The sequence below is a fragment of the uncultured Pseudomonas sp. genome (assembly GCF_943846705.1).
GTDB lineage: Bacteria > Pseudomonadota > Gammaproteobacteria > Pseudomonadales > Pseudomonadaceae > Aquipseudomonas.
In genome coordinates this window covers 3,832,737-3,848,677 of the sequence record NZ_OX044366.1, presented here as the reverse complement: position 1 = coordinate 3,848,677, position 15,941 = coordinate 3,832,737, and the positions used below count along the sequence as shown (strand labels likewise).

The following is a 15,941-nucleotide window of genomic DNA, read 5'->3' as shown; positions in this document are numbered from 1 at the left end:
AGCGACCTTCAATAGTTGCCTGCCGGCTGTTATGTCTGGTCTGTCGATGATTCGACCGCCAGTGCCGCAAGCAGACATGCAGGTCGCCTCTACCCTGTGGAGATAACAATGATTAATAAGCATGGTGTAGTAGTTTCTCTGGCCGCTGCCATCAGCCTGACGGTGGCGGGGTTTGCCAATGCCGCTGTTTCAGCGGAGGAGGCGGATCGTTTGGGTAAGGACCTGACCTGTGTTGGCGCTGAGCGTGCAGGTAACGCCGCCGGCACCATTCCAGAGTTCAAGGGCCTCTACGTGGGCAAGGTGCCAGGTTGGGATGCCCCGCCGCACAGCGGTGCACACCCCGTCGACCCCTATGCAGCAGACAAGCCGATCCTGGTGATTACCGCTGCCAATATGGCCGAACATGCCGCTAACCTCAGTGACGGTCAGCAGGCGCTGCTCAAGAAGTACCCGGACACCTACAAGATCAACGTCTATGAAGGTCGCCGCGAGTTCGCCTATCCAGAAGTGGTGTGCGAACGGGCGAAGTGGAATGCGCTGAATGCCGAGGTTGTCAATGACGGTTTCGGCTATAAAGGCCTGGGCTACATCGGTTTCCCGATTCCGAAAACCGCCCAGGAAGTGTTGCTGAACCATCAGCTGCCATTCCGTGCCTGGACCCAGGATGAAATTCGCGACATTGCTTCGGTTACTGCCAACGGCAGTATCGGCTGGGGCCGTGTGCATGGTCGCTGCCTGGCGCCGCCGATGGACCCGAACCATCGTGCGCATACCGACGACGGTGTGTCGGCTTACTGCACCACTGAGGTTCAGTTGCCACTGCGCGATCGCGGTAATACCTCGCTCAACCATGAACCCTACGACTACGCAGTTGCACCGCGCACGGCTTGGTCTTACAACACCGGTACCCGTCGGGTGCGCCTGGCACCGGGTTACGGCTTCGATCAGCCGCTGGCCGGCACTAACGGCATGTTGACCATTGACGAGGACCGTCTGTTCAATGGCGCCCCCGAACGCTATGACTGGAAGCTGATCGGCAAGCAAGAAATGTTCGTGCCTGCCAACGCCTACAAACTGCATGGCAAGGATGTGACCTACGAAAAGCTGCTGACACTCCATCACCCCGATCCGCAGTTCCTGCGTTACGAACTGCGCCGGGTTTGGGTGATAGAAGCCACGCTTAAGTCGGGCAGTCGCCATGTGTATGGCAAGCGTCGGTTGTTCATCGATGAGGATTCGTGGCATGCGGTGATGGCTGACAACTATGACACCCGTGGCGAGCTGTGGAAGCACGCGATCCTCAACTACTACTACCATCCGGATACCCAGGCCTGGCAGGCGGGCTCTTCGTTCTACCATGACCTGAACAGCGGTGGTTATGTCGGTTATTCGCTGTTCAACGAGCGTGAGCGTGCCGCGATGCTGAACAAGGGCGAGATGGATCCGACCCAGTTCACTCCCGACCGTCTGCGTGCCATGGGCCGTTGAGTTGAGCGGCGCTGATGAGGGGTTAACCTGATTCAGTAACGGAGCAACAGCTGTAAAAAAGCCGAGACGCATCATGCGTCTCGGCTTTTTGCGTATCTACTAGCGCTTAATTATTGGCTGCGGCCTGTATTTGGTTGTCCAGCAATTGAGCTAGCTGGCTACTGAAAACCCGGGCGTTGCGAATCACCACGATAGGGGTGAAGGCCTTGCCTGAGCGGGTGCGGATCCAGCCGTCCTGGGTGTCCGACAGGGCTCGGTACAACATCGCCCAACGGGCCGAGAGGCCGCTGTCATTAAGAGCGCTAAGGATGCTCGTCAGTTTCTGGTCGAGCTGGAGCAAGAGGTCGTCGGTGTTGGTTGCGTAATAACCGCTCTGTGCGCGGGCGCTGGTCGTTGGGATGCCGATATAGCTGCTGAAGGCATAACGCATAGCCAGGTATTCGGTCATCAGCAGCGCTAGGTAGGCGCTGTCCGTCTCCGCGCTATAGCTGCTGTCGAGTAGCCTAAGTGCCTGTTCATGTAGCTGGTCGAGCTCTTCGGCGGCTGGCGACTGCCCGCCGTCAAGTGCCTCGAGGGTGTGTGCCAGAGTCTTCGGGTAGTGGCTGTCGCTGTGTCCGCTGCGCTGCAGTAACAGCTGCAGTTGCTGCATGTCCTGATGCAACTCCTGACGCTGACGCGACTGGATACCCTCAGCCTGCAGTTGGATTATCAGGGTTAACGAACGCAGGGTCTCGCGCTGTAACTGGATATTGTCCGGCAAAGCAGCCTGGGCAGAGCTGCTGAGAATCAGGCCGCTAAGCAGCAGGCCATGGCAGATTGTTTTTATCATGTGGCATCCGTGTTGTGGTCACTGTCGGGGGCCGGGTCTGGGTTGGCGACAGGTCCTGCCTGCGCGATGTCGTGGCTGCGCAGAATTGGAGTGTTGTAGACCCGGCGGCGCTGATGATCAGGCAGGCTGCCGGCAGCGTCTTAGTCCGTTTGGTGTCGCGTGGCAGTAGAAGAGAAATGCCGGTGTAGGCCTTATGGACGATGAGGTGCAGTAAGTAGCGAATAAGAATGCAGGACAACCGAGTGCAATCGCCTGCTGGAGGCTCACCATGGGTTTGAAGGGGACTGCGGCCATTGTTGGCGCCGCGCAATACAAACCGGAAAAATACGCCACTGCGCCACAGATGTTCCATCTCGAGCAGGTGGCGGATCTGGCTGCGCAGGCCTTGGCTGACGCCGGACTTAAAGCCAGTGATATCGATGGCCTGTGCATTAATGGGCCGCATTTCCATGAGGCTTCAAGTTTTGTGCCGGCCATGGCTGCCGAGTATCTCGGCATCGCGCTGAACTTCGCCGAGGTCGTCGATCTGGGCGGCACCACGGCCGTGGGCATGATCTGGCGAGCGGCTGCCGCGATTGAGCTGGGTATTTGTCAGGCAGTGCTCTGTGTTATCCCGCAGCGCATGGCACCGTTCGGCCCGGATGATGATCCCTCAGCCATGGCGCGGGCCATGCGTTTTGGTGGGCACAGCACCCAGTATGGTGCACCGGAAGCCGAGTTTGACTTGCCTTACGGGCATATGGGGCAGAACACCGGTTACGCCATGATCGCTCAGCGCTATGCGGCGCAGTATGGTTACGACCAGCGGGCCATGGCCAAAATCGCCGTGGATCAGCGCTTCAATGCCCAGGCTCACCCGGATGCGATCTTCCGCGGTCAGACCCTGAGCATCGAGGATGTGCTCAACAGCAAGATGGTCGCTGATCCCTTGCACATCCTTGAAATTGTCATGCCGGTGGCCGGTGGCGCGGCGGTGATTGTCGCGTCCAAGGAGTTGGCGGCCAAAGCCAAGGGGCGCGCGGCCTGCGTGACCGGCTTCGGTGAGCGGCTCGGTTATAAATCGCCGAGCTATTCGCCTGACATGACCGAGACCCCCGTCGGCCCGGCGGCGCGCAGCGCCTTTGCCATGGCTGGCCTGACGCCGGCGCAGATGCATGCGGCGCAGATCTACGATTGCTACACCATTACTGTGCTGCTCAGCCTCGAGGATGCAGGTTTCTGCGCCAAGGGCGAGGGGATGCGCTTCATTCTGGAAAACGACCTGACCTATAAGGGCAACTTCCCGATGAACACCCACGGCGGTCAGCTCAGTTTCGGTCAAGCAGGCTCGGCCGGTGGCTTCTCGCAGGTGATTGAGGCCTATCAGCAAATCGCAGGTAAGGCCGGTGATCGCCAGCTCAAAGTCTGCGATCAGGTGTTCGTCTCTGGCACCGGTGGTGTCATGAGCGAGCAGGGCGCATTGATTCTTCAGGGGGCTTGAGCATGAGCAATAAACCAATGCCGCTGCCGACGGCGATTTCCGCACCCTTTTGGGAAGGGCTCAAGCAAGGTCAGGTGATGTTGCAGCAGTGCGACGCCTGCCAGTTGTGGGTTTTTTACCCGCGCCGTCATTGCAGCCATTGCTGGTCGCACCAGTTGACCTGGAAAGCGGTTTCCGGGGCGGGCACGCTGTACACCTATACCGTGGCGCGAGTGCCAACACTGCCCGAGTTTGCCAGTGCCGAGCCGCAGATCCTGGCGGTGGTGGAGTTGGATCAGGGGGTGCGGATGAATACCACCCTGGTGGGCCTCGACCCCGAGCAGCTCAAGGTGGGAATGCGCGTCAAGCCGGTCTTGGCGCGGGTCAAAGCCGACGGCAGCATGCTGTTGCGCTACACCGGCAGCGATGTTGCGCTGGAGTCGCGTGATGAGGTGCTAAAAGCGCCAGCGGCCCCGGCTCAGGAGAGCGGGGTGGCCAAGCAGCAAATCGCCGTGAAAGATATCGACGCCTTGCGGGCGCTGGTCTCTGAGCAGTTCAGTGGCTGGAGCAACCAGATCCTGGTGGACCAAGCCTTGATCGATCAGTTCGCGGCCCTGTCCGGCGACGATTACTGGATTCATACGGACCCCGAGCGTGCGCGCAAGGAAGGCCCGTTCGGCGGCACCATTGCCCACGGTGCGCTGGTGCAGGTACTGATGTCACGTATGCAGGTGCCGCTCGGTTTCGAGGTCACAGGGTTCACCAATATGGTCAACTATGGCTCCGAGCGGCTGCGCTTCCCCAGTCCGGTACCGGCCGGCTCGCTGCTGCACTCGCGCATGCGGGTCAAGTCGGTCGAGGTATTGGCACGCGGCACGCAGATGATCCTGGAGTGCAATATTCACGTCGTTGGGCAGGAGCGCCCAGCGGTGATCAATGAGTTGGTGGTTCTGTATATGTAATGCGTTTTTTTGGTGCTGTGTCTGTCGCTGTAAATTAGATTTTGGCCGTCCATTGGCAACCATGGACGGCTTTTTTTTTGCCTGCAGTCATGCGCTGCTGCCGGGCTCTTGCCGGGTTTTTGCCCCCCCGCCACAAGCCCCAATTCCTTTAGTCTCAACGGACGATGAATGCGCCAGGTCTGCGCGTAACAATCTCTGCAAGCTATCAAGCCAGTGGATGAGGAGTTACGGCATGAGTGAGATTCGGGCACTGAGCTATTTCGTGGCGCAGATTGATGATGTGCAAAAGTGGCAGCATTACGCCGAGAACGTGCTGGGCATGATGACTTCTCCTGCCCCCGGCGGCGGTCTCTATCTGAAGATGGACGAGCGCCCGTTCCGCATCTTGGTCGTCGAAGGCGAAGACAACCGTTACCTGGCCTCTGGCTGGGAGCTGGCTGGCAAAAGCGCCTTCGATGCGATGCTGGCGAAGCTGGATGCCTGTGACGTGGAGTATCGCCTGGCCGATAAAGCCTTCTGCGCTCAGCGCGGGGTTAACGAGGCGGCGCTGCTGCAAGACCCCGCTGGCAACCGCCATGAGCTGACGTGGGGCTATTTGTCAGATTGTGCGCCCTTTATTTCGCCCCAGGGTGTGCCGCGCTTTCTCACCGGCGATATGGGGCTGGGGCATACCGTGCTGCCAGCACCTGACTTCGACAAGTGCGCGGCGTTCTACCGTGAGGTGTTGGGCTTCGAAACGTCCGACCTGTTCAATTTCCGCCCTGATCCGAATGCCCCGCCGATCCGCCTGCATTTCCTCCACTGCGCCAATGCTCGGCATCACAGCCTGGCCATTGCCGAGTACGACGTGCCGAGCAAGTGCGTGCATGTGATGGTCGAGGTCGACTCGATGACCGAAGTCGGCCGCGCCCATGACCGGCGTCTGGCCCATGGTGTGCCGCTGTCGGCGACCCTGGGTCAGCACCTCAACGACCGTATGACGTCCTTCTACATGAAAACCCCTTCGGGCTTCGATCTGGAGTTCGGCTGGGGTGGCTTGCAGGTCGACTGGAATAACCACACAGCCTTTGAATTCACCAAAGTCAGCATCTGGGGGCATGACTTCAATGCTGGCCGTCAGGAGCAACAGCAATGAATAAGTTGATGACCGCTGCGGATGCAGTGGGCCAATTACGTGATGGCATGACCATCGGTTTCGGTGGCTGGGGGCCGCGGCGTAAGCCGATGGCGATGGTGCGCGAGATTTTGCGCAGCGACGTGAAGGACCTGACCGTGGTCGCCTATGGCGGTCCAGAGGTCGGCATGCTGTGTGCGGCAGGCAAGGTGAAGAAGCTGATCTTCGGTTTCGCCACCATGGATGCCATTCCACTGGAACCTTACTTTCGCAAGGTACGTGAGGCCGGCACCCTGGATGTGATGGAGTTGGACGAAGGCCTGTTTCAGTGGGGCCTAAAGGCCGCGGCTATGCGTCTGCCGTTTCTACCAGCACGTGCGGGTCTGGCCACCGACGTATTGACCCACAACCCTGAGTTGAAACTGATCAGCTCACCCTACGCCGATGGCGAGGTGTTGTTGGCCATGCCGGCGCTGAACCTGGATGTCGCCTTTGTCCATGTCAACCGTGCCGATCGCCTGGGCAACACGCTGATCACGGGTAACGACGTGTACTTCGATCAGCACATGGCGCGTGCCGCGCAAAAGTGCTTCGTTTCCGCCGAAGTGGTGGAGGACTGCTTGGCCGTGGATGCCGCCACCGCACGCTTCGGCGGGTTTGAGCGCTCCATGGTCACTGGGGTTATTGAGGCACCTCTGGGTGCGCACCCTACCGCCTGCGGCCCAGCTTATGGCTGGGACATGCAGCACCTGAAAGACTACAGCGCTAGCGCCAGTGAAGACAACGGCTGGCAGCGTTACCTGGAAACCTATGTGCACTGCAGTGAAGCCCAATATTGCGAGCGCAACGGCGGTGCCGAGCGTATGGCAAACCTGCCAATGCCGACGTTCTGAGGAGTAAAGACCATGAGTTCCACCCCTTTCAGCTTGGCTGAACTGATGATCGTAGCTGCCTCTGAAGCCTGGCGCGATAACGGCGAAGTGCTTGCCTCGGGCCTGGGCATCATTCCGCGCCTGGGCGCCAGTTTGGCGAAGCTAAGCCACAGCCCCGAGTTGCTGATGACCGACAGCGAGGCATTCCTGGTCGAGGAGCCGATTCCGGTAGGCCCGCGCGGTGATTATGTGCCCAAGTATTCTGGTTACATGCCCTTCGAGCGGGTGTTCGACTGTGTTTGGCGCGGTTGCCGCCACGCCATGATCGGCCCTACCCAGGTAGATCGCTGGGCGCAGTGCAACCTGTCAGTTATTGGTGATTACGCCAAACCCAAGGTGGCGATGCTCGGCGTACGCGGTCTGCCGGGTAACAGCATCAACCATTTGAACTCGTTTTTTATCCCCAACCACAGCAAGCGGGTGTTCGTCGAAAATGAAGTGGACATGGTCTCCAGTGTCGGCTTCAACCCCGAGCGCTGGGCACCGGGGATGCGCAATGACCTGATGGGTATCGGCCAGGTGATCACCGACCTCTGCGTGATGGACTTCAACGGTCCGGACCATGCGGCGCGCGTGCTGTCGCTGCATCCCGGGGTGGATTTCCAGTTGGTCCAAGAGCGCACCGGTTTCCCGCTGCTCAAGGTCGACAACCTGGGCGAGACTGCGGCGCCAACGGCCGAGCAACTGGCGCTGATCGCCCGACTCGACCCGCATAACCTGCGTGCACAGCAGCTCAAGGGTAATCCGGCGGGTATCCGTACAGCCGAGGAGGTGCGGGGATGAGCGAATTCGTCGAGCGTGAGGATACCGCGGTCTACGAGACCGAACAGCCGGTGTCCTACCGAGTAGAGCAGGGCGTGGCGATCGTCACCATGAGTCGCCCGCAGTACAACAATGCGCAGAACTCGCAAATGACTTACGCGCTTGACGATTGCTTTCGCCGTGCCATCAATGACGATGAGGTCAAAGTCATCGTCTTGTGTTCCACCGGCAAGCACTTCTCCGCTGGGCATGACATCGGCACCCCAGGACGGGATGTAACCAAGTCCTTCGAGCACAAGCATTTGTGGTGGGATCACACCAATAAACCCGGTGGTGAGTTCCTCTATGTGCGTGAGCAAGAAGTTTATCTGAACATGTGCCGGCGCTGGCGCGAGATGCCCAAGCCGAGCATTGCCATGGTCCAGGGCGGCTGTATCGCCGGCGGGCTGATGCTGGCCTGGGTCTGTGACCTGATCGTCGCCAGCGATGATGCGTTCTTTCAGGATCCGGTGGTGCGCATGGGGATCCCTGGCGTGGAGTACTTCGCCCACGCGTTCGAGATGCACCCACGGATTGCCAAGGAGTTTCTCATGCTCGGCGACCGCATGCCGGCCGCCCGTGCTTATGAGCTGGGTATGGTCAATCGGGTGGTGCCGCGTGCCGAGCTGGAGACCGCAACTCTAGACATCGCGAGACGCATTGCCCAGCAGCCGCGCATGGGCCTGGCGCTGACCAAGCAGGCGGTCAACCACATTGAAGACCTGCAGGGCAAACGCACCGGGATGGACGCTGTATTTGCCTGGCATCACTTTGCCCACGTGCACAACGAACAGGTTTCTGGCGACAAGCTGGGCGGCTTCGACGGCAAGGCGATGGCCGCTGCGAACAAGGCTCAGGCCACTGGGGAGCAGAAGTCATGAGCGCGCTGCAGACACGTCTGACAGCCGCATTGGGCTGCCGTTATCCGATCGTTCAGACGGCGATGGGCTGGGTCTCCGACGCCAATTTGGTGATCGCCACTAGCCGCGCTGGAGGCTTCGGCTTTCTGGCCGGCGCGACCATCGCCGCGGAGCAGTTGGAGGCTGAGATCCAGAAGGTGATTGCCGCCACCGGCAGCAGCAACTTCGGTCTGAACTTCCACATGTTCCAGGAAAACGCCGCGCAGTGCGTCGACTTGGCGATCCAGTACCGGCTGCGGGCGGTGAGCTACGGGCGTGGCCCGGACAAGCACACCATCCAACGCTTCAAAGACGCCGGGGTCCTGTGCATTCCAACCGTAGGCGCGTTGAAACACGCGCTCAAAGCGGTCGAGCTGGGTGCCGACATGATTACCATCCAGGGTGGCGAGGGCGGTGGCCATACCGGCGGCGTGCCGACCACCATCCTGCTGCCGCAGGTGCTGGCGGCGGTCGATGTGCCGGTCATTGCTGCCGGTGGTTTCTCGACTGGGCGCGGCTTGGCCTCGGCGTTGGCCGCGGGTGCTGAAGGCATCGCCATGGGCACCCGCTTCATGATGAGCAGTGACTCGCCGACGCCAGCTGCCACCTTGCAGCGCTATCTGGCGACCCGCGATACCCAACAGATTCGCGTCACCCTGGCGGTCGATGGCATGCGTCATCGGATGGTCGAAAACCCTTTTATCAACAAACTGGAAGCGGCGGGGCCAATGGGCCGACTGTGGATTGCCCTGAACAGTGCGCGTAAGTGGAAGGCGCAAACCGGGATGACCACAGGGCACATGCTCAAGACCTTTTTCAAGGCGTTTCAGGACGATCCGAGCGCCATGTCCCAGGTGATTATGGCGGCCAACCAGCCGGTGTTGTTACAGCGTTCGATGGTCGATGGTTTTCCTGACGAGGGCATCCTGCCGAGCGGTCAGGTCGCCGCGGCGATTGACCGCCTGCTGAGCTGTGAAGAATTGATCCGGGAAATTGCCGACGAGGCCGAGGCCTGTCTGCAGCGCCTGTGCCAGCGCATGCAACAACCCCAGGCGGAGCAAGCCGCCGACCAACACGAGAGAGCCCAATCATGAGCAGCGCATTTAAGGTGGACATCAATCAGGGCATTGCCGAGCTGGTGATCAACAAGCCGCCGGTCAATGCCCTGGACAGTAAAGAGTGGTTGGCACTGGCCGCACAGATCGACGCACTCGGCGCCGATGAGGCTGTCCGCGTGCTGATCATCCGTTCCGAAGGCCGCGGCTTCTGCGCTGGCGTCGACATCAAGGAACTGGATGCCAATCCCGAGCTGATCGTCAAGGTCAACGCGGGCAACTACGCCACGTTCAAAGCCATCCATCGCTGCGCGGTGCCGGTGATCGTCGCGGTGCACGGCTTCGTCCTGGGCGGCGGCATCGGCATGACTGGCGCGGCGGACATCGTCGTTGCATCGCGCTGCGCCACCTTTGCCCTGCCGGAAGTGGATCGTGGCGCTATGGGTGGCGGTGCGCACTTGCAGCGCCTGTTCCCGGTGCAAAAGGTTCGCTACATGTTCTTCACGGGCGAGACGGTCACCGCGCCGGACGCCATGCAGTACGGCTTTATCGAGCGGCTGGTTGAGCGCGATGAGCTGGCTGCCACTGCCCGCGAAATCGCTGCCCGCATCGCCGCCAAGAGCCCGGCCATGATCCGTATTGCCAAGGAAGCGCTGAACGGCATTGAGGACGGCAACCTAGAAGACAAATACCGCTGGGAGCAGGGCTTCACGCTGGAAGCCTACACCTTGCCGGACTCCGCCGAGACCCGCCGCGCCTTCGTCGAAAAGCGCGAAGCCAGCTTCTGAGAACCCAGCCATGCAATTGACCTATACCGCCAAGCAAAAAGCCTTTCGCGCCGAAGTGCGCGCCTGGTTGCAGGCCAATGTACCCAGCCAACCACTGGCCAGTTATGACACCCGCGAAGGTTTCGAGGAACATCGCGCCTGGGAAGGCAAACTGTACGAAAGCCGGCTGTCCATGGTCATGTGGCCTGAACACCTGGGTGGTCGCGGCTGCGACCTGACCGAATGGTTGATCTTCGAGGAAGAGTACTACGCCGCTGGAGCGCCCATGCGGGTCAACCAGAATGGCCAGCTGCTACTCGGGCCGACCCTGATGGAGTTCGGCAGTGAAGAGCAGAAGCGCTACTTTCTGCCGCGCATTGCCTCCAGCCAGGATATGTGGGCGCAGGGCTGGTCGGAGCCGAACGCCGGTTCTGATATGGCGGCTATCCGCAGCAAGGCGCTGCGCGACGGTGATGAGTATGTGATCAACGGTCAGAAAACCTGGTCCACCCGGGCCACCTTTGCCGACTGGATTTTCTGCTTGTTCCGTACCGATCCAAAGAGCAGCCGCCATCATGGCTTGAGCTTCCTGTTGGTTCCCCTGAACAGCCCCGGCGTTACTGTTCGGCCGATCAAGGCCTTGAACGGCAAGGATGCCTTCGCCGAAGTGTTTTTTGATGATGTGCGGGTGCCGGTAGGCAACCTGCTGGGTGCCGAAGGGCAGGGCTGGCATGTGGCGATGGCCACTGCAGGTTTCGAACGTGGCCTGCTGCTGCGCTCACCGGCACGTTTTCAGCAGACCGCCAAGCGTCTGGTCGACCTGTACAAGGCCAACCCGCAGGCCGCCGAACGCGACCCCGGTTTGCGCGATGCAGTGATCGAAAGCTGGATGGGCGCCGAAGCCTACGCCCAGGCGGCCTATCACACCGTCGGCCTGGTCGATAAAGGCGCCAAGATCGGTGCCGAGGCCAGCATCAACAAGATCATCTGGTCTGAACTCGATCTGAAAATGCACGAAACCGCCATGCGCATCCTTGGGCCGTTCGGCGAGCTGAATGGCTATGCGCCAGAGGCTGTTGATCGGGGTAGTTGGCTGGAAGGCTTCCTGTTCGCTCAGGCCGGGCCGATCTACGCCGGGACCAACGAGATCCAGCGCAACATCATCGCCGAGCGCATGCTCGGCCTGCCGAAAGCCTGAGGAAGCCGCCATGGACTTTACCTTTACCGAAGACCAGCTGGCTTTTCGCGAAGCGATAAGCCGCTTCCTGATGACCGAGGCGCCGCCGGAAATGCTGCGCGATATTTGGGACACGGACGACGGTCGCTCTCCGGAGCTACGCGCCAAGATGGCCGAACAAGGGCTCACCGCGTTGTCCGTACCTGAACAGCAGGGCGGCATGGGCATGGACGACATCGCCTGGTCGCTACTGACTCAGGAGCTGGGCTATTACGCCATCCCCGATTCGCTGGCCGATACCGCTTATGTCGCCACCGGTTTGCTTAGCGCGCTGCCCGAAGGCACGCCACAGCGTGACGAGCTGCTCGGCCTGATCGCTGAAGGCAACGTGCGCATCGCCGTTGGCCACAGTGTCAACCCGCTGATCGCCGATGTGCATCTGGCCGACGTGGTGCTGCTCGAGCATCAAGGCGCAGTGCATGGCGTGCGCCGTGAGGCCATCAACTATGAACGCAACCCGAGTATCGACAGCTCCCGCCGCCTGAGCCGGGTGAGCTTCACGCCCAGCGCCGACAGCCTGCTGGTGGCGGCCGAGCAAGGGCGCGCCATCTGGGCGCAGACCCTCAACCGTGGCGCTCTGGCGGTGGCTGGACAAAGCCTGGGTCTGGCCCAGCGCATGCTCGACCTGTCGGTGGACTATGCGGCGCAGCGCAAACAGTTTGAGAAGCCAATCGGCAGCTTTCAGGCGGTCAAGCATCACCTGGCCGACGTCGCCGGCAAGATCGAATTCGCCAAACCGGTGCTGTACCGCGCCGCGCATGCCCTGGCGCACAACGACGCCAACGCGGGTCTGTACGTATCTCACGCCAAACTGGCTTGCTGCGAAGCGGCTTGGCTGGCCGCGCGCCACGGTATCCAGGTGCATGGCGCCATGGGTTACACCTGGGAAGTCGACCTGCAGATGTTTATGAAGCGTGCCTGGGCACTGGACTCGTCCTGGGGCGATCGCGCCTTCCACAAATCTCGGGTGGCCACCGCCATCCTCGCGGCTGATGCCCACATCGGCCCGCAATTCACATTCGGGGAATAAACCATGGCCCAAGCCTACATTGTTGATGCCTTACGCAGCCCGACCGGGCGGCGCAAGGGCAGCCTGGCACAGGTGCACGCTATCGACCTGGGTGCCCATGTGCTCAAGGCGTTGGTTGAACGCAACGGTATTCCTGCCGACGAGTACGACGACGTTATTTTCGGCTGCGTCGACACGATCGGCTCGCAGGCCGGTGACATCGCCCGCACCAGCTGGCTGGCTGCTGGCCTGCCGCTGAATGTGCCCGGCACCACCATCGACCGCCAGTGCGGCTCCTCCCAGCAGGCGCTGCACTTCGCCGCGCAGGCAGTCATGAGCGGGACCCAGGACGTGATTGCTGTCGGTGGTGTACAGACCATGACGCAGATTCCGATTTCCTCCGCGATGCTCGCCGGCCAGCCACTGGGCTTTGCCGATCCGTTCTCTGGCAGTCAGGGTTGGCAGGCGCGCTTCGGCAACCAGCCGGTCAATCAGTTCTACGCCGCTCAGCGGATTGCCAGCCACTGGAAGCTCAGCCGCGCGGACATGGAAGCCTTCGCCCTAGAGAGCCACCAGCGCGCCCTGCGGGCCATCGCTGAAGGCCGTTTCGAACGTGAAATCGTCGCCATGAACGGGCTGGCCGTAGACGAAACGCCACGCGATACCACGCTGGAGAAAATGGCCTCGCTGGAGCCGGTTGATCCGCAGTTTCCAGATATTACCGCCGCTGTATCCAGCCAGACCTGTGATGCCTCGGCCGCCATGCTGGTGGTCTCGGAAGCGGCGCTTGCGCGCTACAACCTGACCCCGCGGGCGCGCATCCATAACCTCACGGTGCTCGGTGACGACCCGATCTGGCACCTCACCGCGCCCATCGCCGCCACCCGCAAGGCCCTGCAACGTGCCGGCATGAACATGGCTGAGATCGACCTGGTGGAAATCAACGAAGCCTTCGCCTCGGTCGTTATGGCCTGGCAGAAAGAGCTGGACTACGACCCGGCGAAGACCAACGTCAACGGCGGTGCCATTGCTCTCGGTCACCCGCTCGGTGCCACCGGCGCACGCCTGATGACCACCCTGCTGCATGAACTTGAGCGCAGCGGCGGTCGGTACGGCTTGCAGACCATGTGCGAAGGCGGCGGGCAGGCCAACGTGACGATTATTGAACGGCTGTAACAGGCCTTTAGCGGCGAGTCGGCCATGGCTTTTGGTGCCGGCCACTCGCAATTACAGCGTTGCTGCCGGTACTGAACCGAACGCAAACAGGCGTGTTCAGTGCGGCTAAGAACAGGAGAATGCAAGATGGGTATTCTGAACGACAGAGTCGTGATCATTACCGGGGCGGGGGGTGGCCTGGGCGCCGCTCACGCTCGCGTGTTCGCCAGCGAAGGCGCGAGCGTGATTGTCAACGACATCAATCGCGACGCCGCGCAGAAAGTAGTCGATGAAATCGTCGCAGCTGGTGGCCGTGCGGTAGTCAATACCTCGGACATCAGCAACTATGCCGACAGCGAGAACGCGGTCAAACAGGCGATAGAAACCTACGGCGACCTGCACGTGGTCGTGAATAACGCGGGGATCAACCGCGACCGCATGTTCGCCTCGATGAGCGAGGCCGAATGGGACGCCATCATGCAGGTGCACCTCAAGGGGCACTTCTGCATCAGCTCGCATGCGGTGCACTACTGGCGCGACCAGAGCAAAGCCGGCCACAAGGTCGATGCACGCATCATCAACACCACCTCCGGTGCTGGCCTGCAGGGCTCTATCGGGCAGTCCAACTATGCCGCGGCGAAGGCCGGTATTGCCGCGCTGACCCTCAACCAGGCTGCCGAACTGCGCCGCTATGGCATCACCGCCAACGCCGTAGCTCCGGCTGCGCGTACCGGCATGACCACCGCTGTGGACGCCATGGCTGCGCGCATGGCTAAGCCGAGCGACGGCAGCTTCGATTATTGGGCGCCGGAAAACGTCAGCACCTTGCTGGCCTGGCTGGCGTGTGCTGACGCGGCCCATGTGACCGGGCGAATCTTCGAAGCCGAAGGCGGGAAAATCTCCATCGCCGACGGCTGGCGCACCACCGCAGGCGTCGACAAGGGCGCGCAGTGGCAACCCGCCGAAGTGGGCGAGGCGATGCAGGCGCTGTTGGCCAAGGAAGTACCCGCGCAGAACGTGTACGGCGCTTAAGCTCGGAGACAGCCCCATGGAATTTCGCTTCACTGACGAGCAGAACATGATCCGCGATACCGCGGAAGGGTTTCTGCGGGATGTATCCACCTCAGCCGCTGTGCGCGAAGCCATGGCTAGCGAGGCGGGTTACGATCCGGCGCTGTGGCAGCGCATCTGCCAGGAGCTGTGTTTCCAAGCGATTAACGTCCCGGAAGAATACGGTGGCATGGGCCTGGGCCACGTTGAACTGGCTGCAGTGCTTGAGCAAATGGGCCGGGTGCTGCTGTGCTCGCCTTTTTTTGCCACCGTCTGCATGGGGGTCAATAGCCTGCTGCTGGCGGGTACCGAGGCGCAGAAACAGCATTATCTACCCGCCATCGTTGACGCTGGCATGACCGCCACCCTGGCCTGGACTGGGCCTCAGGCGGCGCGTGGCGGCGGACAGTGGGGCTGCGAAGCTGTCACCGCCACCTGGCAAGCGACAAACGACGGTTACCGCCTGGAAGGTGAGCTGCGTTATGTCATCGACGGGCACAGTGCCGATCTGCTGATCATTGCCGCTCGTGCACCGGGTAGCCAGGGAACTGCGGGCATTTCGCTATTCGCGGTGCCCTCTGATACCCCCGGTATTGTTCGTCAGTGGTTGCCCACCATGGACCAGACCCGCCATCTGGCCCAGCTCACCCTGAGTAATGTCCAGCTGCCCGCAACGGCCTTGATGGGCGAGGCTGGCCAAGCCGCCGAGACGCTAATCCGCCTGACAGACCTGGCCAAGGTGTGCCTGGCTGCCGAGCAGATGGGGGCCGCCCAGCAGGTGCTGGACATGAGTGTCGCCTACATGCAGGAGCGGGTGCAGTTCGGTCGGCCCATCTCCAGTTATCAGGCGCTCAAGCACAAAGCCGCAGATATGAAACTGAAGTGCGAAGTGGCGCGCTCGGCGGTGTATTACGCGGCCTGCGTAGCCCAGGAGGTGCTGAGCCCGAGCGGTGATCAGCGCGTCGCCAGCGAACTGCACGAGGCCGCTGCTATGGCCAAGGGCTACTGCTCAGACACGCTGTTTTTCAACGCGGGCAACGCCATCCAGTTGTATGGCGGGGTTGGCTTCACCTGGGAATATGACGTGCACCTGTACTTCAAGCGTGCCAAGGCCAGTGAACTGTATCTGGGCAACGGCGCGGCGCAGCGTGAGCTGATCGCCGGCCTGTTGCTGGACTGAGGAA

15 protein-coding genes are annotated in these 15,941 nt (G+C 61.2%); 14 read left to right on the top strand and 1 reads right to left on the bottom strand.

The annotated features are described in order from the left end of the window. Window positions 1-108: 108 nt before the first annotated feature. Window positions 109-1,488, top strand: coding sequence for a DUF1329 domain-containing protein (locus tag Q0V31_RS17860; protein ID WP_298190010.1), 1,380 nt, complete (start codon window positions 109-111; stop codon window positions 1,486-1,488). Window positions 1,489-1,594: 106 nt separating this feature from the next. Here the strand turns inward: Q0V31_RS17860 and Q0V31_RS17855 are convergent, their stop codons facing one another. Beyond that, window positions 1,595-2,317 carry a hypothetical protein gene (locus tag Q0V31_RS17855; RefSeq protein ID WP_298190009.1) on the bottom strand — a complete coding sequence of 241 codons (723 nt, stop codon included), beginning with the start codon at window positions 2,315-2,317 and terminating at the stop codon, window positions 1,595-1,597. A gap of 268 nt (window positions 2,318-2,585) precedes the next feature. Here Q0V31_RS17855 and Q0V31_RS17850 point away from each other — a divergent pair, with 268 nt between their 5' ends. The 13 genes from Q0V31_RS17850 to Q0V31_RS17790 all read left to right on the top strand — a co-directional run bounded on the left by Q0V31_RS17850 (window position 2,586) and on the right by Q0V31_RS17790 (window position 15,937). Then, window positions 2,586-3,797, top strand: coding sequence for a thiolase family protein (locus Q0V31_RS17850; RefSeq protein ID WP_298190007.1), 1,212 nt, complete (start codon window positions 2,586-2,588; stop codon window positions 3,795-3,797). A gap of 2 nt (window positions 3,798-3,799) precedes the next feature. After that, on the top strand, window positions 3,800-4,738 hold the full coding sequence (locus Q0V31_RS17845; RefSeq protein ID WP_298190005.1) for an OB-fold domain-containing protein: 939 nt from the start codon (window positions 3,800-3,802) through the stop codon (window positions 4,736-4,738). A gap of 232 nt (window positions 4,739-4,970) precedes the next feature. Further along, a complete protein-coding gene (locus Q0V31_RS17840) occupies window positions 4,971-5,873 on the top strand; it encodes a VOC family protein (RefSeq protein WP_298190003.1) in 903 nt (300 codons plus the stop codon). Next, the gene (locus Q0V31_RS17835; RefSeq protein WP_298190001.1) at window positions 5,870-6,745 is read left to right on the top strand and encodes a CoA-transferase; all 876 of its coding nucleotides are present in this window, start codon (window positions 5,870-5,872) and stop codon (window positions 6,743-6,745) included. Before Q0V31_RS17840 ends, Q0V31_RS17835 begins: the two co-directional genes overlap by 4 nt. 12 nt (window positions 6,746-6,757) lie before the next feature. Further along, window positions 6,758-7,567, top strand: coding sequence for a ketoacid CoA transferase (locus tag Q0V31_RS17830; protein ID WP_298189999.1), 810 nt, complete (start codon window positions 6,758-6,760; stop codon window positions 7,565-7,567). After that, a complete protein-coding gene (locus tag Q0V31_RS17825) occupies window positions 7,564-8,466 on the top strand; it encodes an enoyl-CoA hydratase (protein ID WP_298189997.1) in 903 nt (300 codons plus the stop codon). Before Q0V31_RS17830 ends, Q0V31_RS17825 begins: the two co-directional genes overlap by 4 nt. Continuing rightward, entirely contained in the window at window positions 8,463-9,578 is a 1,116-nt protein-coding gene (locus Q0V31_RS17820) for a nitronate monooxygenase (RefSeq protein WP_298189996.1), read from the top strand. Before Q0V31_RS17825 ends, Q0V31_RS17820 begins: the two co-directional genes overlap by 4 nt. Beyond that, complete coding sequence (locus tag Q0V31_RS17815) at window positions 9,575-10,327, top strand: enoyl-CoA hydratase family protein (protein ID WP_298189995.1); 753 nt, start codon at window positions 9,575-9,577, stop codon at window positions 10,325-10,327. The genes Q0V31_RS17820 and Q0V31_RS17815 overlap by 4 nt, the downstream gene beginning before the upstream one ends. A gap of 10 nt (window positions 10,328-10,337) precedes the next feature. Continuing rightward, window positions 10,338-11,504, top strand: coding sequence for an acyl-CoA dehydrogenase family protein (locus Q0V31_RS17810; RefSeq protein WP_298189994.1), 1,167 nt, complete (start codon window positions 10,338-10,340; stop codon window positions 11,502-11,504). Between the two features lie 10 nt (window positions 11,505-11,514). Further along, entirely contained in the window at window positions 11,515-12,573 is a 1,059-nt protein-coding gene (locus tag Q0V31_RS17805; RefSeq protein ID WP_298189993.1) for an acyl-CoA dehydrogenase family protein, read from the top strand. Window positions 12,574-12,576: 3 nt separating this feature from the next. After that, on the top strand, window positions 12,577-13,728 hold the full coding sequence (locus Q0V31_RS17800; protein ID WP_298189992.1) for an acetyl-CoA C-acetyltransferase: 1,152 nt from the start codon (window positions 12,577-12,579) through the stop codon (window positions 13,726-13,728). A 126-nt stretch (window positions 13,729-13,854) separates the two neighbouring features. Beyond that, window positions 13,855-14,739 (top strand): SDR family oxidoreductase, encoded by an 885-nt coding sequence (locus Q0V31_RS17795; RefSeq protein WP_298189991.1) that lies wholly within the window; start codon window positions 13,855-13,857, stop codon window positions 14,737-14,739. 16 nt (window positions 14,740-14,755) lie between these two features. Further along, entirely contained in the window at window positions 14,756-15,937 is a 1,182-nt protein-coding gene (locus Q0V31_RS17790) for an acyl-CoA dehydrogenase family protein (RefSeq protein WP_298189990.1), read from the top strand. Window positions 15,938-15,941 lie beyond the last annotated feature (4 nt).

Coding starts and splice junctions, on each gene's coding strand:
- Q0V31_RS17795 (WP_298189991.1), top strand. CDS start 13,855: ATGGGTATTCTGAACGACAGAGTCGTGATCATTACCGGGGCGGGGGGT.
- Q0V31_RS17825 (WP_298189997.1), top strand. CDS start 7,564: ATGAGCGAATTCGTCGAGCGTGAGGATACCGCGGTCTACGAGACCGAA.
- Q0V31_RS17845 (WP_298190005.1), top strand. CDS start 3,800: ATGAGCAATAAACCAATGCCGCTGCCGACGGCGATTTCCGCACCCTTT.
- Q0V31_RS17800 (WP_298189992.1), top strand. CDS start 12,577: ATGGCCCAAGCCTACATTGTTGATGCCTTACGCAGCCCGACCGGGCGG.
- Q0V31_RS17805 (WP_298189993.1), top strand. CDS start 11,515: ATGGACTTTACCTTTACCGAAGACCAGCTGGCTTTTCGCGAAGCGATA.
- Q0V31_RS17790 (WP_298189990.1), top strand. CDS start 14,756: ATGGAATTTCGCTTCACTGACGAGCAGAACATGATCCGCGATACCGCG.
- Q0V31_RS17850 (WP_298190007.1), top strand. CDS start 2,586: ATGGGTTTGAAGGGGACTGCGGCCATTGTTGGCGCCGCGCAATACAAA.
- Q0V31_RS17840 (WP_298190003.1), top strand. CDS start 4,971: ATGAGTGAGATTCGGGCACTGAGCTATTTCGTGGCGCAGATTGATGAT.
- Q0V31_RS17835 (WP_298190001.1), top strand. CDS start 5,870: ATGAATAAGTTGATGACCGCTGCGGATGCAGTGGGCCAATTACGTGAT.
- Q0V31_RS17855 (WP_298190009.1), bottom strand. CDS start 2,317: ATGATAAAAACAATCTGCCATGGCCTGCTGCTTAGCGGCCTGATTCTC.
- Q0V31_RS17860 (WP_298190010.1), top strand. CDS start 109: ATGATTAATAAGCATGGTGTAGTAGTTTCTCTGGCCGCTGCCATCAGC.
- Q0V31_RS17815 (WP_298189995.1), top strand. CDS start 9,575: ATGAGCAGCGCATTTAAGGTGGACATCAATCAGGGCATTGCCGAGCTG.
- Q0V31_RS17820 (WP_298189996.1), top strand. CDS start 8,463: ATGAGCGCGCTGCAGACACGTCTGACAGCCGCATTGGGCTGCCGTTAT.
- Q0V31_RS17830 (WP_298189999.1), top strand. CDS start 6,758: ATGAGTTCCACCCCTTTCAGCTTGGCTGAACTGATGATCGTAGCTGCC.
- Q0V31_RS17810 (WP_298189994.1), top strand. CDS start 10,338: ATGCAATTGACCTATACCGCCAAGCAAAAAGCCTTTCGCGCCGAAGTG.